Here is a 15,259-nt window from a genome sequence, read left to right on the forward strand (position 1 = left end):
GAGGACTAGGCGGGTTCCTCTCCCCGGGCCCGGAGGGCACCAGACGGCGAGGCCCACTCGCCCAGCCGGCGGAACTCCGCGAAGACTAGGCGGGTTCCTCTCCCCGGGCCCGGAGGGCACCAGACGGCGAGGCCCGCTCGCCCAGCCGGCGGAGTTGCGCGAGGACTAGGCGGTCGTCTCTCGCGGGGCGCGCAGGGCCCAGAGCGCGACGGCGCTCGCCGAGGCCACGTTGAGCGAGTCGATTCCGTGCAGCATCGGGATGGTGACGACGGTGTCCGCCGCGGCGAGGGCGGCACGGCTCAAGCCGTCCCCCTCGGTGCCGAGGGCGATCGCGAGCCTCTCCGGCGGGTCGACCTCGAAGGAGTCGAGGCCGACGGCCCCATCGGCGAGGGCCAACGCCGCCACGTGGAAGCCCGCCTCAGAGAGGACCCGCCGCGAGGTCGTCCAGTCGGGCAGTCTCGTCCACGGCACCTGCAGCACCGTCCCCATGCTCACGCGCACGCTCCGGCGGTAGAGCGGATCGGCGCATCGCTCGCTCACGAGCACGGCGTCGGCCCCGAGTCCCGCGACGGACCGGAAGATCGCCCCGACGTTCGTGTGATCCACGATGTCCTCGAGGATCACCACGCGCCGCGCGCCCTCGAGGACCTCCTCGACCGAACGCAGCGGCGGCCGGTGCATCGCCGCGAGAGCTCCCCGGTGGAGGTGGAAGCCCGTGAGCTCTTCGAGCACTGCGGGCTCGCCGACGTAGACGGGAACGTCCGGGAAATCCGCGAGGAGATGCTCGACGTCGGGCAACCACTTCTCCTGGAGGAGGACGGACCGCGGGCGGTGGCCGGCGGCGATCGCGCGCCCGATCACCTTCGTCGACTCCGCGATGTAGAGACCTCCAGCGGGTTCGGTCTTCTTCCGGAGGGCGACGTCCGTGAGTCGCGAGTAGTCCTCGAGGCCGGCCAAACCGTCGGCCGTGATCGTCTCGATGCGCATGTGTGCCCTTCCACCATTCGGTCGCGACCCTCCAGACGGAAACAAAACCGACAGGTGCGTCGTTTACCATCGTGTCAGGTCCGTGAGTCGGGAGGTTCCATGACGACAACCGTCGGGTCGAGCGCTGAGGGCACTGCTCTCGTCGGTGTCGACGACGCCGTCACGCTCCTGCGAGACCGCGTCTCCGTCTTCCTCACGGGCGCCGGGGTGAGCACCGACTCCGGTATCCCGGACTATCGCGGTGAGGGTGCACCCAAGCGGTCCCCCATGAACGTCGCACAGTTCCTCACCGACGACGCGTTCCGACGGCGCTACTGGGCCGGATCCCACCAAGGTTGGAAGCGGTTCGCCTCCTCCCGTCCGAACGACGGCCACCGCGCGATCGCCCGCCTGGAGAGCGCCGATCTGTCGACCGGCGTCGTCACACAGAACGTCGACGGACTGCACGTCCGCGCGGGCTCGCGACGCGTCGTGGACCTCCACGGCTCGATGGACCAGGTCCGTTGCCTCACGTGCGGACAGATGTTCAGCCGCGACAGCATCGCGGAGCGCATGGTCGAGCAGAACCCCGGCTTCGACCTCGACGAGGAACAGGAGCTCGGACCGGACGGCGATGTCCTCGTCTCGGGAATCGACTCGTTCGATGTGCCGTCCTGCACCGTGTGCGGTGGCGTCCTCAAGCCGGACATCGTCTTCTTCGGCGAGTACATCCCCCGCGAGAAGTTCGAGGAGGCCACTCAGATGGTCGCCGCCGCCGAGGTCCTCGTGATCGCCGGATCGTCGCTCGTCGTCAACTCGGGTATTCGCTTGCTCGAGCAGGCCCGCCGGTCGAAGAAGCCGGTCATCATCATCAACAGAGGTATCACCAAGGGCGACACCCGCGCCGCCCTCAAGATCGACGCCGGGGCTTCTCAGACCCTCACTGCGATCGCCGACCGTCTCCTCGGCGACTCGACGGTCGGTTCCTAGCTCCGCGACCCCAGCGCCGCGAACAGCTCGAGGAGGCGCTCCGCCGGTTCCGTCCACGCGTCGGGGTCGGGGGTGTCGACACGCGAGGGCGCGAGCGCGAGAACCGGCTGCCGCGTCCGACTCGCGCCGATGGCCGCTCGCTGATCGGACGCGGAGGTCGTGACGATCGCGTCGGCTCGTGCCAGGAGGAGCCGTCGGAGGAGCGGGATCATCCGGAGCCACGTGAGCACACCCATCGTGGGCCCCGATCGACGCCTGTTCGCGAGGCTCCGCCGCGAGTCCTGTCCCGTTCCCGTGACGAGGGGGTATCGGCGACCGATGCTCCCCCACATCGGAGCGGGCGAGAACACGACGTCCGGCTGCAACGTGTTGAGTCCCAGCGCGGTGAAGAGCTCACGGGGATCGTCCGGGCTGCGCAGGAGCTGCCACGGCAGATCCGGGAGCACTCGGAGCTGATCGTGGGTCGACACGATCATCGTCACGCGAGCGCGTCGAGCGAGCGCCGCCACGAGCCCGCGCGTGGTCGTGGAGTGACGGTCGTTCGGGTCGTCGGTCGCCCACCGGCAGTCGACGAGGATCCTCACGCAGGTCTCCGCGCCAGGAAGTCGTCGATGTAACCCGCTGCCGCTTCGGGGACCTCGTAGTGGATGAGGTGACCGACGGACGGGATGATCTCGAGACGCGCGTCGGCGAACTGCCGCTGCAATCGATGCTGGGCGGCGACGGGGGTGATGTCGTCGCGTTCGGCCGCGATGAGGAGCGTGGGAACGACGATCCGATCCGCGACCATGCTCACGTCGGCGGACACCGATGCTCGGAATGCCTCGAGGACCACCCGTCGCGACGCGAAACGCGAGAAGTAGAGCTGGTGCTGCGCGTGGATCCAGGTCCTCAGAGAGCGCTCACGGGTCTTCGCCATGGCCTCGCTCATGATGCGTACGACGAGCCGGCTGCGCAGCACGGCGAAGCCGATGCGCTCGGGGAGGGCCGCTGCGGCCCAGTAGTAGAAGACGGCGAGGCGGGTGAGCACTCCGCGCGGTCCGGCCAGCGCCGGGGCGGCGATCGGGTTGACCAGGATCAGTGCGGGAGTGCGGAGACCGTCGGCGACCGCCGCCGAGCTGACGATCGATCCGAAGGAGTGACCGAGGATGATCGCCTCCCCACCCGGCACGACCGCGTCGATGAACGCACGGAGCCAGGCGGAGTATCCCGGGATGTCGTGGGCGGAGACGAGCGACTCCGACTCGCCGAAGCCGGGGAGGTCGGGGGCGACGAGGCGGTATCCCGAGAGGTGAGCGACCACCGGCTCGAGACCGTGGTGATCCCCGCGGAAGCCGTGGACGAGCACGATGGTCGTGGTTGCGTCGGGATCCCCGTACTCCCACCACGCTGTCGTGGTGCCGAGCACCGGTGTGGTGTGCTCGCGGACGGGGACTCGGCGCAGAAGCGCCTCGTATGGTGAGGTGACGGCCATGAGACCTCCAGTTTAGGGGTCACGGCGGGCACCTCGGTGTACGCCTCTCCGACTCGCCCGACCCGTGACGACCCGGTATCGGTGGTCCCGTTTATCGTGAAGGCGTGCACAGCGACAGACCCTCCCCCTGGTGGTCGATCCTCGGGGTCTTCGACCTCGAGACGACCGGAATCGATGTCCGGACCTCCCGGATCGTCAGCGCCCACGTCGGACTGCTCGACGCCGACGGATCGGTGATGCGGAGCCGGGACTGGATCGCCGATCCCGGCGTGGAGATCCCCGAGCAGGCCACAGCGGTACACGGCATCACGACCGAGCGTGCGCGCACCGAGGGGCGTCGAGCCCCGGACGTCATCGCGGAGATCATCCACGAACTCCGCATGTTCTTCGACGCCGGCATCCCGGTCGTCATCTACAACGCACCGTACGATCTGTCGTTGCTCGCGGCGGAGGCGGAACGGCACGGAGTCGAGCCGATCAGGGACCCATCGCCGATCATCGACCCGCTCGTCATCGACAAGGAGGTCGACCGCTACCGGCGCGGCAAGCGAACGCTCGCCGCCGCGGCGGAGTTCTACGGCGTCGATCTGCTGTCGGCCCACGAGGCGAGTTCCGACGCGATCGCCGCCGGGCGGGTCGCCCAGGCCATCGCGCGGACGTACACCGAGACGCTCGACGTGGCGCCGGGGCACCTCCACGGTCTCCAGGTCGATTGGTGTCGCACGCAGGCGGAGAGCTTCCAGGACTACATGAGGCGGACGCGTGACCCGGCGTTCGTGTCCCAGGGGACCTGGCCCGTGCGCTGAGGATGTTCGTACACGTCGAAACGGCGATGGCCGGTCCCTGAGGGGACCGGCCATCGCCGTTTCGACCGCCAGAAGGCGGACGGTGGCTACTTGCCGAAGCTCTTGAAGCGCTGGTTGAACTTCTCGACGCGACCGGCCGAGTCCATGATGCGCTGCTTGCCCGTGTAGAACGGGTGCGACTCGGACGAGATCTCGACGTCGATGACCGGGTAGGTGTTGCCGTCTTCGAACTCGACCGTCTTGTCGCTCGACACCGTCGACCGGGTGAGGAAGGTGGCGCCGGAAGCCAGGTCGCGGAACACGACGGCGTTGTACGTCGGGTGGATGTCAGTCTTCATCGGGGATCCTTGCATCGAGAGTGTGGAGGTCGTTTCACGAATGTGGTGGCTCGACCGTCGGGAGGCGGCGCAGAGCGCACGCACGACCGAGGAGCCGACTGTCGAGTTTAGCAGACATGCCGACGAAACGCCGTCATGCCGGGCGTGTCCGACCCGTCGGACCGCGGCGTCAGGCCGATCGGGCCGAGAAGCGACCGTCGCGCTCCTCGAGCACGATCGGGAGGCCGAAGGTCGCCGACAGCGTGTCGGACGTGAGCGACTCCGAGAGAGGACCGCTCGCGACGATCCCACCGCCGGAGATCAAGAGAGCGTGGGTGAATCCCGGGGGGATCTCCTCCACGTGGTGGGTCACCATCACGATCGCGGGCGAATCGTCGGCACGGGCGAAGCCGCTCAGCAATCCGACGAGCTCCTCACGCGCCCCGAGGTCGAGGCTCGCCGCGGGCTCGTCGAGCAAGAGGAGTTCCGGGTCGGTCATCACGCTGCGGGCGATCTGGACACGCTTCTGCTCACCGTCGCTGAGGGATCCGAAGCGACGTTCGGCGAGGGCGTCGAGACGCCACTCGGCGAGAACGCGGTGCGCACGCTTGACGTCGATGTCCTCGTAGGACTCGTGCCAGCGTCCCGTCACGGCGTATGCGGCCGTCAGGACGACGTCGAGCACGGTCTCGGATTCGGGGATGCGCCTCGACATGGCGGTCGAGGCCAGACCCACGCGGGAGCGGACCTCGAAGACGTCGACACGCCCCAGCCGATTCCCGAGGAGTTCGACCGTCCCGGTGGTCGGGAACATGAAGCTCGAGGCGAGTTGGAGGAGCGTCGTCTTGCCTGCGCCGTTCGGCCCGAGGACCACCCAGCGCTGGCCGCCCGTCACCTGCCAATCCACATCGTGCAGGATGGCATTCCCGTTTCGGACGACGGACACAGCGGAGAGATCGAGAACCGACGACATGTCGCCTAGCCTATCGGCCGTACGACGCCGACCGTGCCCCGTCACCGCGAGAGGACCGAGGCGTACAGGGCACGGGTGTCGTCGGCGATCCGCTGCCAGCTGAAGATCTCCTCGGCCCGACGCCGCCCGGCCGCCCCCATCTCGGCGGCACGCGGGTCGGCGACGATCCGGGTGAGCGCATCCGCGAGGTCCGCGACGAATCGGTCGGGGTCGACAGGCGTCCCGGTGCCGTCCGTGACCTGCTCGATCGGAACGAGGTAACCGGTCTCGCCGTCGGCGACGACCTCGGGGATGCCGCCGGTCGCCGAGCCGACCACGGGAGCACCGCACGCCATCGCCTCGAGGTTCACGATCCCGAGGGGCTCGTAGACCGACGGGCAGACGAACGCGGTCGCCGACGTCAGGACCGCGCACAGCTCACGGCGCGCGAGCATCCGGTCGATCCACACCACGCCCTGGCGGGTCTGCTGGAGTTCGCGAACCCCGGCTTCGACCTCCGCGAGGATCTCGGGTGTGTCGGGGGCGCCCGCGCACAGTACGAGCTGGACATCGGCGGGAAGCGACTTCGCCGCGCGAAGGAGGTATGGCAGTCCCTTCTGGCGGGTGATGCGACCGACGAAGACGATGGACGGCTTGTCCGGATCGATTCCGACGGACCGCAGGAAGTCGGGGTCGTCCACGGGGTGCCATTGCTCGAGGTCGATCCCGTTGTAGATCACCTGGACCTTGTCGGGGTCGAGGGCCGGGTAGCTGCGGAGGATGTCCGCCCGCATCCCCCCGCTCACGGCCACCACGGCGGAGGCCGCCTCGAAGGCGGTCTTCTCGATCCAGCTCGACACGCGGTACCCGCCGCCGAGCTGCTCGGCCTTCCAGGGACGGAGCGGCTCGAGACTGTGAGCGGTGACGACGTGCGGGATCCCGTGGAGCAGGCTTGCGAGGTGCCCGGCACCGTTCGCGTACCAGGTGTGCGAGTGCACGAGGTCCGCTCCCCCGCAGTCCTGGGCCATGCGCAGGTCCGTCCCGAGGGTTCCGAGTGCAGGGTTCGCCGACGCCAGTTCGGACGGTACCCCGTAGGAGAAGGTGTCCGGCGCGTCGCGATCGGCGCCGAACGCACGGACCGTGACATCGATGTCCCGCCTCAGCGCTCGGACGAGCTCCGTGACGTGGACGCCGGCGCCCCCGTAGATCTCCGGTGGATACTCCCGTGACAGCAGGTCGACTCGCATCCTCCGACGCTAGTACACGACCCCCCTCTCGACCAGGGTGGGGAAGGCCGCCGTCTCTCCTCTAGTGTGGGGACATGCCTGCAACGAAGAAGGTCTTCGGAATCGTCCTCGCCGGAGGTGAGGGCAAGCGACTCATGCCTCTCACGGCCGATCGCGCGAAGCCCGCCGTACCTTTCGCCGGTCAATACCGGCTCATCGATTTCGCTCTGTCCAACCTGATCAACTCGGGTCTCACGCAGATCGTCGTGCTGACGCAGTACAAGTCGCACAGCCTCGACCGCCACGTCTCGCAGACCTGGCGCTTGTCCGGACTGCTCAATTCCTACGTCGCCTCGGTGCCCGCTCAGCAGCGGCTCGGGAAACGATGGTTCTCCGGATCCGCCGATGCGATCCTCCAGAGCCTCAACCTGATCCGCGACGAGAAGCCCGACATCGTCGTCGTGGTCGGCGCCGATCACGTGTACCGCATGGACTTCAGCGACATGATCGAGGCGCACATCGCCTCCGGCAAGCCGGCGACCGTCGCGGCGATCCGCCAGCCCATCGAGCTCAGCGATCAGTTCGGCGTCATCGACGTGCAGCCGGACGACCCCACGTCGATCCGCGAGTTCCTCGAGAAGCCGATCAACGCGACCGGGCTCGCGGATGCGCCCCACGAGGTCTTCGCGTCCATGGGCAACTACGTCTTCGACGCCGACGCGCTCATCGAGGCCGTCACGTCCGACGGCGAGTCGACCACCTCGAACCACGACATGGGTGGCGACATCGTCCCCTACTTCGTCAACCGCGGCCAGGCCGGCGTCTACGACTTCAAGCGCAACGACGTCCCCGGATCGACGGATAGGGACCGGGCGTACTGGCGGGATGTCGGGACCATCGACAGCTTCTTCGAGGCGCACCAGGACCTCATCTCGACGCTGCCGATCTTCAACCTCTACAACGCCGACTGGCCGATCTTCTCGCAGCAGTTGAACTCGCCGCCCGTCAAGTTCGTGCGCGACGCGAAGGGGAATCTCGGGACGACGATCGACTCGATCGTGTCTCTCGGGTCCCTCATCTCCGGAGCACACATCGAGCGGAGTGTGCTCGGTTCCTGGTCCCTCGTGGAATCGGGGGCCCGCGTCAGCGACGCCGTCCTGTTCGACCGGGTCACCGTGCGCCCGGACGCCGTCGTGCAGCGCGCGATCCTCGACAAGGAGGTCGTCGTCGAGGCCGGCGCCCAGATCGGCGTGGACCACGATCGCGACCGGGCTCGCGGATTCACCGTCACCGACTCCGGGCTGACCGTCGTCGGCAAGGGGGTCAGGGTCGTTCCGTGACCGATCGATCCTCGGACACCCCGGAACGGGCTGACTTCCTCGTCGTCCTCGACGTGGATTCGACGCTCATCGAGAACGAGGCCATCGAGCTCCTCGCGGCCGAGGCCGGTGTGCTCGAGCACGTCGCACAGGTGACCGAGAGGGCGATGCGCGGCGAACTCGACTTCGCGGCGAGTCTGCGCGAACGCGTCGCCACTCTGGCCGGCCTCCCCGACTCGGTGTTCGACACCGTGAGACCGCGGCTCGTCGTGACCGATGGCGTGCCAGCCCTCGTCGAGGGCGTGCACGCGGCGGGCGGGGTGATCTGCGTCGTCTCCGGCGGGTTCCACGAGCTCCTCGATCCGCTCGCCGAGGAGCTCGGGCTCGACGATTGGCGTGCGAACCGCCTCGAGATCCACGGCGGCTCCCTCACGGGCGAGGTCGAGGGCTCCATCGTGGACGCCGCGACGAAGGCGGCCTGTCTGCGCTCGTGGGCCGGTCGCTGGGGCGTTCTCCTCGACCGCACGATCGCGATCGGGGACGGTGCGAACGACCTCGACATGATGGCGGCGGCGGGACTCGGCATCGCCTTCGACGCGAAGCCGGCCGTCCGCGAACGAGCGGACGTCGTCCTCCTCGACCGTGACCTCTCGCTCGTCCTCCCTATCCTCGGCCTCCCCCGCCCCTGACCTCGCCCCACTGAAAATCCCCTCCGTGCACGAGATTTCGGGCACGAAGGGGATTTTAAGGGGGTTAGAGGAACCCCGAGGCACGATGGGGGTCAGTGACCCATGCCGAGGCCTCCGTCGACGGGGATGACCGCGCCGGAGATGTATCCGGCGTCGTCCCCGGCGATCCAGCCGACGACCTTCGCGACCTCGGCGGACGTCGCGTACCGGCCGGCCGGAATCGACTTCAGGTACTCGGCGCGCTGCTCGGCCGGCAGGGCGTCGGTCATGTCGGTCTCGATGAACCCGGGGGCCACGACGTTCGCCGTGATTCCGCGCGCCCCGAGCTCCCGCGTGATCGACCGAGCCATGCCCACGAGACCGGCCTTCGACGCCGCGTAGTTCACCTGGCCGGGCGAGCCGTACAGACCGACGACGCTCGAGATGAGGACGATGCGTCCGAAGCGCGCCTTGAGCATGCCCTTCGAGGCGCGCTTGACGACGCGGAACGAGCCGCCCAGGTTGGTGTCGACGACGCGGTCGAAGTCGTCCTCCGACATGCGCATGAGCAGGGTGTCCGCGGTGATCCCCGCGTTCGAGACGAGCACCTCGACGGGGCCGAGCTCTTTCTCGACCTCGGTGAACGCGGCGTCCACGGACGCGGCGTCCGTGACGTCCGCCCGGACGGTCAGCGCGCCGTCGGGTCCTGCTCCCGATCGCGCGGTGACGGCCACGCGGTGGCCGGCCGCGACGAATTCCTGGGCGATGGCGAAACCGATTCCTCGGTTCCCTCCGGTGACGAGGACTGTGCGTGCTGTAGTCATGAGATCCTTTTCGAAAGTGCAAGGGGGCCGTGAGCATGGCCGCCATCGCCTTACAGCCTAGGAGATGGACGTAGGCTGGTCTGGACGATGAAACAACCCTCCATCACCACCCTCCCGCCGTCGCCTGACGACGAGCGACGGAGCCGGATGCGCAAGTATGCGATCGCGATGAGCGTTCGTATGGTCTGCATCCTGCTCATCTTCGTGGTGCAGGGATGGCTGGTCTGGTTCTTCGCCATCGGTGCCATCGTCCTCCCCTACATCGCCGTGGTGCTGGCGAGCGTCGGAGACGGTCGATCGGGCGGCGCGATCGCGCCGGAGCAGGACGTCCCCCTCGCGATAGAGGGCCGTGCTCACGACACGGAGATGGGCGGGACCCGCAGGGTCGACGAGGAGCGGCCGTGATCGGCCTCGGCGGCGAGATCCCCGCACACACGTGTTCGCGTGCGGGGTGCCGAGAGACCGCGGTATCGCGCGTCGAGTGGCGGAACCCGCGCATCCACGGCCCGGAACGGACGAAGGTCTGGCTCGCGTGCGAGGAGCATGTCGAGTACCTCCGCGACTTCCTCGCGTCGCGTGACTTCCCCGTGGCGGTCGTCCCTCTCCCGAGTGGGGTCGAGCAGTGAATCGTTGGCGCTTCGCGTTCAGCCGACGATGGTTCGGGTACCTCGCCGTCGCGATTGTGTTCGCCATCGTGTGCGTGCTGCTGTCCAACTGGCAGCTGGCCCGACGCGCGGAGAAGACCAACGAGATCTCTCTCGTGACCGACAACTACGACGCCCGGCCCGTCCAGATCGGCTCGCTCCTGCCCGAACTCGACTCGTTCGACCCGGCCGACGAGTGGAGGCCTGTCGTCCTCGAAGGCAGCTACCTCGAGGACGAGCAGGTGCTCGTACGTAACAGGCCGAGGGGCGGACAACCCGGTTTCGATCAGCTCGTGCCCTTCCTCCTCACGGACGGGTCCGTCGTCATCGTCGACCGTGGCTGGCTCCCGACGGGGAACGAGCAGGATCTTCCCGACGTCGTCCCGGCACCCCCTGGCGGATCCGTCACGGTCACCGTCCGGCTTCGTCCCGGCGAGCCGACCGTGGCCGGTCGAGGCGCCGGAGCGGGACAGATCGCCACGATCCATCTCCCCGAACTCGCGGAACGGGTGGACGGACCCCTGTACACGGGGGCCTACGGCATGCTCGCGGACGAGAATCCGGCGCCGTCGGAGCAGCGTCCGGCCGCGGTGCAGAAGCCCGTCGCCGACGAGGGCGCCCACCTGTCGTACGCGCTCCAGTGGCTCATCTTCGGGATCCTCGGATTCGTCTTCCTCGGCTACGCCGTCCGCCAGGAGTACCGGGCGCTCAACGCGGACGATCCCGAGGAGCGTCAGCGCGCCGAGGAACGCGAACGGCGCCGCCGCGCGAAACGGACCGACGCGGACATCGAGGACGAGCTGCTCGACGCATCCTCCGTGAACCGCTGACACTCACGTCGTCGCGCCGGGGATATCACGCCGAGAAACTCGCTCCACGCATGAGGGCGCCCTCGGCCCACCGCTGAGCGTCGCGCCAGCCCGCTGCCCTGGACCCGCCGAGCGTTCCGTCACGGCGCCTCTGGCTACGCGTGGGACGGACGCTGGGTCACGCGAGCGAGATGAGTTCCGCGTAGTCCTTGTTCCAGTGGTCCTCGACGCCGTCCGGCAGGATGAGGACCCGCTCCGGGTTGAGCGCCTCGACGGCACCCTCGTCGTGGCTGACGAGGACGACGGCGCCCTCGTAGTGAGCGAGTGCGTCGAGGATCTCGTCGCGGCTCGCGGGGTCGAGGTTGTTCGTGGGCTCATCGAGCAGGAGGACGTTCGCGCCGGAGACGACGATCATCGCGAGGGCCAGACGCGTCTTCTCTCCGCCCGACAGCACACCGGCGAGCTTGTGGGAGTCGTCTCCCGTGAAGAGGAAGGAGCCGAGCACCTTCCGCGCCTCGGTCTCGGTGATGTTCGGGGAGGACGACACCATGTTCTCGAGCACCGAACGCTTCACGTCGAGCGTCTCGTGCTCCTGCGCGTAGTAGCCGATGCGGAGGCCGTGTCCGGGCTCGATCTGGCCGGTGTCGGGTGTGTCGACACCCGCGAGGATGCGCAGGAGCGTGGTCTTCCCCGCACCGTTGAACCCGAGGATCACGACTTTGCTGCCCCGATCGATCGCGAGATCGACCGCTGTGAAGATCTCGAGCGACCCGTAGGAACGGGACAGGTTCGACGCCATGAGGGGTGTCCGGCCGCACGCGGCGGGCTGGGGGAAGCGCAGCTTCGCGACACGGTCGACGGCACGCACCTCGTCGAGTCCCGCGAGCATCTTCTCGGCGCGCGCCACCATCTGGTGGGCGGCCGCGGCCTTCGACGCCTTGGCGCCGAACCGAGCGGCCTGCAGCTGCAGCGTCGTCGCCTTCTTCTCGACGTTGACGCGCTCCTTCTTACGGCGCTCCTCGTCTGCCTGCCGCTGCTTCTGGTAGTTCTTCCAGTTCATGTTGTACGTGTCGATCATCTGACGGTTCGCGTCGAGATAGAACACGCGGTTGACCGTCTCCCCCACGAGTTCGACGTCGTGGCTGATGACGATGAATCCACCGCTGTAGTTCTTGAGGAACTCCCGCAGCCAGACCACCGAGTCGGCGTCGAGGTGGTTGGTGGGCTCGTCGAGGATCATCGTGCGCGCATCGGAGAACAGGATGCGGGCGAGCTCGATGCGGCGGCGCTGGCCGCCCGAAAGCGTCTTGAGCGGTTGGTCGAGGATCCGGTCAGGGAGCGCGAGGTTGCTCGCGATGGAGGCCGCCTCCGCCTCGGCCGAGTAGCCGCCGAGCGTGGTGAAGCGCTCCTCGAGGTCGCCGTACCGCTTCATCGCTGCGGTACTCTCGGCGTCGTCGGACGACGCCATCGCGACCATCGACTCCTGCATGCCGAGGACGAGGCTGCCCAGCCCGCGGGCGTTCAGGATGCGCGTGCGCGCGAGTTCCTCGGGGTCGCCGGAGCGCGGGTCCTGCGGGAGGTAGCCGAGTTCGCCGCCCAGGTTCACCGAGCCGCCATTCGGCTGCAGCTCACCCGCGAGCACCTTCGTGAGCGTGGTCTTCCCCGCACCGTTGCGACCGACGAGGCCGATCTTGTCGCCGGCGGACACCCGGAAGTCGACGCCCTCCATGAGTACGCGCGCTCCCACGCGGATCTCGAGGTCGTGAACGCTCAGCACGGTGTGTCCTGTTCTCGTCGGGCGCGCTCGGGGGCGCGCCGCTTGTGACGGTGTGGAGGGGAGGGGGTCAGCCCCCCAGTCTACGACCTCGCAGCGGTCTCGGCGCCGTCGCCGCTTCCGCGGGCGACGACGAGCGCCACGATCCGGTCGATCGCCTCGTCGAGGAGCGCCGGATCGCACGCGAGATTGACTCGAACGCGCCCCTCACCACCCGGACCGAAGTCCGTGCCGGTCCGCAGGGCGACGCGGGCGTGTTCGAGGATGGTGTCGGCCGGTTCGTCGCCGAGACCGAGGGAACGGACATCCACCCAGGCGAGGTAGCCCGCGTGCGGTTCCACGACGGAGACGCTCGGCAACTCCCCCGCGAGACGCCCCACGAGGCTGTGACGGTTGCGCTCGATCGTGCGCAGGGCCCGGTCGAGCCATTCCTCACCATCGGTATACGCGGCGACGCTCGCGATCACCCCGAACTGGCCCGTCCGCCAGGCGACCTCGATCGGCAGCGCCTCGAGTAGGGCGTTCGTGCGCTCGTCATCGGCGATCAGCAGGGCGCACTTCAGCCCGGCGAGGTTCCAGGCCTTGCTCGCAGAGTGGAGGGCGAAGCCGGTCCGTCGCGAGGCTTCTGAGACACTCAGGTACGGCACGAATCGCGCATCGGAGTGCGTGAGTGGTGCGTGGATCTCGTCGCTCACGACCGTCGCCCCGTAGCGGTCGGCGAGCTCGGCGAGGGCCGACAGCGACTCGTGAGTGTGGGGGTAGCCGTGCGGGTTGTGCGGATTGCACAGCAGGATCGCCCGGCTGCCGTTCGCGAAGGCGGTCTCGATCGCGACGAGGTCGAGGCTCCCGGTGTCCGACAATGCTGCCTCGACGACGGAGACCCCGGCCTCTTCCGCGAGGAGGAAGAAGGGCGGATAGACGGGCGGCGTGAGGACGAGCCCCTCCCCCACGTCGATGCGGCGCAGGAGCTCGACGATCCCCATGCTCACGTCCGCCGTCGTCTGGATCCGAGCGGACGCGAGGTCCCACCCCCAGCGTCGGACGGCGAAAGCGCTGAACGCCGACGGAAGGGGTGTCCGGGACGCGACGTAGCCGGTGTCGCCCGCGTCGACGGCCGCGTGCAGGGCCGCTGCGATGGGCTCGGCGAGCGGGAAGTCGGCCTCCGCGACGAACATCGGGATGACGTCGTCCGGGTACTCGCTCCATTTCTCGCTCGTGCGGGAGCGGAGGACGTCGATCGGAGCGGCGTGAAGCTCGTTCATGGGTTGTCGTCCGTTCGTCAGGTGGTCCGGCGACGCGATGGTCCCGCGACGAGACCGCCGAGCCGCACTACCGGGTCCGGGAGAAACGACGCAGCCGACCGGTGGAAGCCGGTCGGCTGCGTCGTTCATCAGATGGAGAAACCGAGGGCTCGCATCATGTCCCGGCCGTCGTCCGTGATCTTCTCCGGACCCCACGGCGGCATCCAGACCCAATTGATGCGGAACGCGTCCACCACTCCGTCGAGGGCTTCGGCCGTCTGCTCCTCGAGGACGTCGGTGAGCGGGCACCCGGCCGACGTGAGGGTCATGTGGATGATGAGGGCGTTGTTCTCGTCGTCCCACCCGAGATCGTAGATGAGACCGAGATCGACGATGTTGATCCCGAGTTCGGGATCCATCACGTCCTTGAGGGCTTCCTCGACCTGGTCGAACTTGTCGGGAGCGAGAGTCGTCACCATGGCGTTTATGCTACGGGAGCGTCGGAGAGATAGCGATCGTATCCCTCGTCTTCGAGGCGGTCGGCGAGCTCCGGCCCACCCTGCTCGGCGACCTTGCCCGCCACGAAGACGTGGACGAAGTCCGGCTTGATGTAGCGCAGGATGCGCGTGTAGTGCGTGATGAGGAGAAGGCCGAGTCCGGTGTTCTCCTTCGCGCGGTTGACACCCTCCGACACGATCTTGAGCGCGTCGACGTCGAGCCCAGAGTCCGTCTCGTCGAGAACGGCGAACGTCGGCTTGAGGAGCTCGAGCTGGAGGATCTCGTGGCGCTTCTTCTCGCCACCCGAGAACCCCTCGTTGACGTTGCGCTCGGCGAAGGTCGAATCCATGCGCAGGTCCGTCATAGCGCCGCGCACGTCCTTGATCCAGCTGCGCACCGGCGGCGCCTCCCCCGCGATGGCGGTCTTCGCCGTGCGGAGGAAGTTCGTGACGGTGACGCCCGGGATCTCGACGGGGTACTGCATCGCGAGGAAGAGGCCGGCGCGTGCGCGCTCGTCGACGGACATGGCGAGCACGTCCTCTCCGTCGAGCGTGATCGAGCCAGACTCGACCGAGTACTTGGGGTGCCCGGCGATCGTGTACGCGAGGGTCGACTTGCCCGAGCCGTTCGGTCCCATGATCGCGTGCGTCTCGCCCGTGCGGATCGTGAGGTCGACGCCCTTCAGAATGGGCTTCGTTCCCTGATCGGTCTCCACACTGACGTGGAGGTCGCGGATTTCGAGTACAGACAT

Annotated in this window: 18 protein-coding genes; 7 read left to right on the plus strand and 11 right to left on the minus strand. The window is 68.2% G+C overall.

Annotated features, from left to right (window positions below; all coding sequences use genetic code 11):
* Positions 1-165: 165 nt before the first annotated feature.
* On the minus strand, positions 166-987 hold the full coding sequence (locus tag ELQ94_RS03545; RefSeq protein WP_127047305.1) for a TrmH family RNA methyltransferase: 822 nt from the start codon (positions 985-987) through the stop codon (positions 166-168).
* 99 nt (positions 988-1,086) lie between these two features.
* Between ELQ94_RS03545 and ELQ94_RS03550 the strand changes: the two genes are divergently transcribed.
* A complete protein-coding gene (locus ELQ94_RS03550; RefSeq protein WP_127047307.1) occupies positions 1,087-1,956 on the plus strand; it encodes a Sir2 family NAD-dependent protein deacetylase in 870 nt (289 codons plus the stop codon).
* Here the strand turns inward: ELQ94_RS03550 and ELQ94_RS03555 are convergent.
* Both ELQ94_RS03555 and ELQ94_RS03560 read right to left on the minus strand, forming a co-directional pair.
* Entirely contained in the window at positions 1,953-2,540 is a 588-nt protein-coding gene (locus ELQ94_RS03555) for a hypothetical protein (RefSeq protein WP_127047309.1), read from the minus strand. The two genes, ELQ94_RS03550 and ELQ94_RS03555, sit on opposite strands and share 4 nt — an antisense overlap.
* A complete protein-coding gene (locus tag ELQ94_RS03560) occupies positions 2,537-3,430 on the minus strand; it encodes an alpha/beta fold hydrolase (RefSeq protein ID WP_127047311.1) in 894 nt (297 codons plus the stop codon). Before ELQ94_RS03560 ends, ELQ94_RS03555 begins: the two co-directional genes overlap by 4 nt.
* 104 nt (positions 3,431-3,534) lie before the next feature.
* On the opposite strand from ELQ94_RS03560, the gene ELQ94_RS03565 reads away from it, so the two are divergent.
* Positions 3,535-4,236, plus strand: coding sequence for a 3'-5' exonuclease (locus ELQ94_RS03565; RefSeq protein WP_127047313.1), 702 nt, complete (start codon positions 3,535-3,537; stop codon positions 4,234-4,236).
* 86 nt (positions 4,237-4,322) lie between these two features.
* Here ELQ94_RS03565 and ELQ94_RS03570 read toward each other — a convergent pair whose 3' ends face one another.
* The 3 genes from ELQ94_RS03570 to glgA all read right to left on the minus strand — a co-directional run bounded on the left by ELQ94_RS03570 (position 4,323) and on the right by glgA (position 6,752).
* Entirely contained in the window at positions 4,323-4,574 is a 252-nt protein-coding gene (locus tag ELQ94_RS03570) for a type B 50S ribosomal protein L31 (protein ID WP_127047315.1), read from the minus strand.
* Positions 4,575-4,743: 169 nt separating this feature from the next.
* Positions 4,744-5,526, minus strand: a complete 783-nt coding sequence (locus ELQ94_RS03575) for an ABC transporter ATP-binding protein (protein ID WP_127047317.1) — start codon at positions 5,524-5,526, stop codon at positions 4,744-4,746.
* A 41-nt stretch (positions 5,527-5,567) separates the two neighbouring features.
* Positions 5,568-6,752, minus strand: a complete 1,185-nt coding sequence (gene glgA, locus ELQ94_RS03580) for a glycogen synthase (protein ID WP_127047319.1) — start codon at positions 6,750-6,752, stop codon at positions 5,568-5,570.
* 74 nt (positions 6,753-6,826) lie between these two features.
* On the opposite strand from glgA, the gene ELQ94_RS03585 reads away from it, so the two are divergent.
* The gene (locus ELQ94_RS03585; protein WP_127047321.1) at positions 6,827-8,071 is read left to right on the plus strand and encodes a glucose-1-phosphate adenylyltransferase; all 1,245 of its coding nucleotides are present in this window, start codon (positions 6,827-6,829) and stop codon (positions 8,069-8,071) included.
* Entirely contained in the window at positions 8,068-8,739 is a 672-nt protein-coding gene (gene serB, locus ELQ94_RS03590) for a phosphoserine phosphatase SerB (protein WP_127047323.1), read from the plus strand. Before ELQ94_RS03585 ends, serB begins: the two co-directional genes overlap by 4 nt.
* 92 nt (positions 8,740-8,831) lie before the next feature.
* Here the strand turns inward: serB and fabG are convergent, their stop codons facing one another.
* Positions 8,832-9,542, minus strand: coding sequence for a 3-oxoacyl-ACP reductase FabG (gene fabG, locus ELQ94_RS03595; protein ID WP_127047325.1), 711 nt, complete (start codon positions 9,540-9,542; stop codon positions 8,832-8,834).
* Positions 9,543-9,629: 87 nt separating this feature from the next.
* Between fabG and ELQ94_RS03600 the strand changes: the two genes are divergently transcribed.
* The 3 genes from ELQ94_RS03600 to ELQ94_RS03610 are packed head-to-tail and all read left to right on the plus strand — an operon-like array spanning position 9,630 to position 11,016.
* Entirely contained in the window at positions 9,630-9,947 is a 318-nt protein-coding gene (locus tag ELQ94_RS03600; RefSeq protein ID WP_127047327.1) for a DUF3099 domain-containing protein, read from the plus strand.
* The gene (locus ELQ94_RS03605; protein WP_424977177.1) at positions 9,947-10,168 is read left to right on the plus strand and encodes a hypothetical protein; all 222 of its coding nucleotides are present in this window, start codon (positions 9,947-9,949) and stop codon (positions 10,166-10,168) included. Before ELQ94_RS03600 ends, ELQ94_RS03605 begins: the two co-directional genes overlap by 1 nt.
* Positions 10,165-11,016: an SURF1 family cytochrome oxidase biogenesis protein gene (locus tag ELQ94_RS03610; RefSeq protein ID WP_127047331.1), complete on the plus strand. Its 852-nt coding sequence runs from the start codon at positions 10,165-10,167 to the stop codon at positions 11,014-11,016. Before ELQ94_RS03605 ends, ELQ94_RS03610 begins: the two co-directional genes overlap by 4 nt.
* Before the next feature lie 157 nt (positions 11,017-11,173).
* Here ELQ94_RS03610 and ELQ94_RS03615 read toward each other — a convergent pair whose 3' ends face one another.
* The 4 genes from ELQ94_RS03615 to sufC form a co-directional block, all read right to left on the minus strand.
* Positions 11,174-12,772: an ABC-F family ATP-binding cassette domain-containing protein gene (locus ELQ94_RS03615; RefSeq protein ID WP_127047333.1), complete on the minus strand. Its 1,599-nt coding sequence runs from the start codon at positions 12,770-12,772 to the stop codon at positions 11,174-11,176.
* Positions 12,773-12,852: 80 nt separating this feature from the next.
* The gene (locus ELQ94_RS03620) at positions 12,853-14,031 is read right to left on the minus strand and encodes a MalY/PatB family protein (protein WP_127047335.1); all 1,179 of its coding nucleotides are present in this window, start codon (positions 14,029-14,031) and stop codon (positions 12,853-12,855) included.
* Between the two features lie 128 nt (positions 14,032-14,159).
* Positions 14,160-14,489, minus strand: a complete 330-nt coding sequence (locus ELQ94_RS03625; RefSeq protein WP_127047337.1) for a metal-sulfur cluster assembly factor — start codon at positions 14,487-14,489, stop codon at positions 14,160-14,162.
* Between the two features lie 5 nt (positions 14,490-14,494).
* Positions 14,495-15,259 carry a Fe-S cluster assembly ATPase SufC gene (gene sufC / locus ELQ94_RS03630; RefSeq protein ID WP_127047339.1) on the minus strand — a complete coding sequence of 255 codons (765 nt, stop codon included), beginning with the start codon at positions 15,257-15,259 and terminating at the stop codon, positions 14,495-14,497.

Source organism: Labedella endophytica (assembly GCF_003990045.1).
Lineage (GTDB): Bacteria > Actinomycetota > Actinomycetes > Actinomycetales > Microbacteriaceae > Labedella > Labedella endophytica.

Excerpts from the sequence above, each read along its gene's own strand:
- ELQ94_RS03545 (WP_127047305.1), bottom strand. The coding sequence starts at position 987 with ATGCGCATCGAGACGATCACGGCCGACGGTTTGGCCGGCCTCGAGGAC.
- ELQ94_RS03550 (WP_127047307.1), top strand. The coding sequence starts at position 1,087 with ATGACGACAACCGTCGGGTCGAGCGCTGAGGGCACTGCTCTCGTCGGT.
- ELQ94_RS03560 (WP_127047311.1), bottom strand. The coding sequence starts at position 3,430 with ATGGCCGTCACCTCACCATACGAGGCGCTTCTGCGCCGAGTCCCCGTC.
- ELQ94_RS03570 (WP_127047315.1), bottom strand. The coding sequence starts at position 4,574 with ATGAAGACTGACATCCACCCGACGTACAACGCCGTCGTGTTCCGCGAC.
- ELQ94_RS03575 (WP_127047317.1), bottom strand. The coding sequence starts at position 5,526 with ATGTCGTCGGTTCTCGATCTCTCCGCTGTGTCCGTCGTCCGAAACGGG.
- glgA (WP_127047319.1), bottom strand. The coding sequence starts at position 6,752 with ATGCGAGTCGACCTGCTGTCACGGGAGTATCCACCGGAGATCTACGGG.
- ELQ94_RS03585 (WP_127047321.1), top strand. The coding sequence starts at position 6,827 with ATGCCTGCAACGAAGAAGGTCTTCGGAATCGTCCTCGCCGGAGGTGAG.
- fabG (WP_127047325.1), bottom strand. The coding sequence starts at position 9,542 with ATGACTACAGCACGCACAGTCCTCGTCACCGGAGGGAACCGAGGAATC.
- ELQ94_RS03600 (WP_127047327.1), top strand. The coding sequence starts at position 9,630 with ATGAAACAACCCTCCATCACCACCCTCCCGCCGTCGCCTGACGACGAG.
- ELQ94_RS03620 (WP_127047335.1), bottom strand. The coding sequence starts at position 14,031 with ATGAACGAGCTTCACGCCGCTCCGATCGACGTCCTCCGCTCCCGCACG.
- ELQ94_RS03625 (WP_127047337.1), bottom strand. The coding sequence starts at position 14,489 with ATGGTGACGACTCTCGCTCCCGACAAGTTCGACCAGGTCGAGGAAGCC.
- sufC (WP_127047339.1), bottom strand. The coding sequence starts at position 15,259 with ATGTCTGTACTCGAAATCCGCGACCTCCACGTCAGTGTGGAGACCGAT.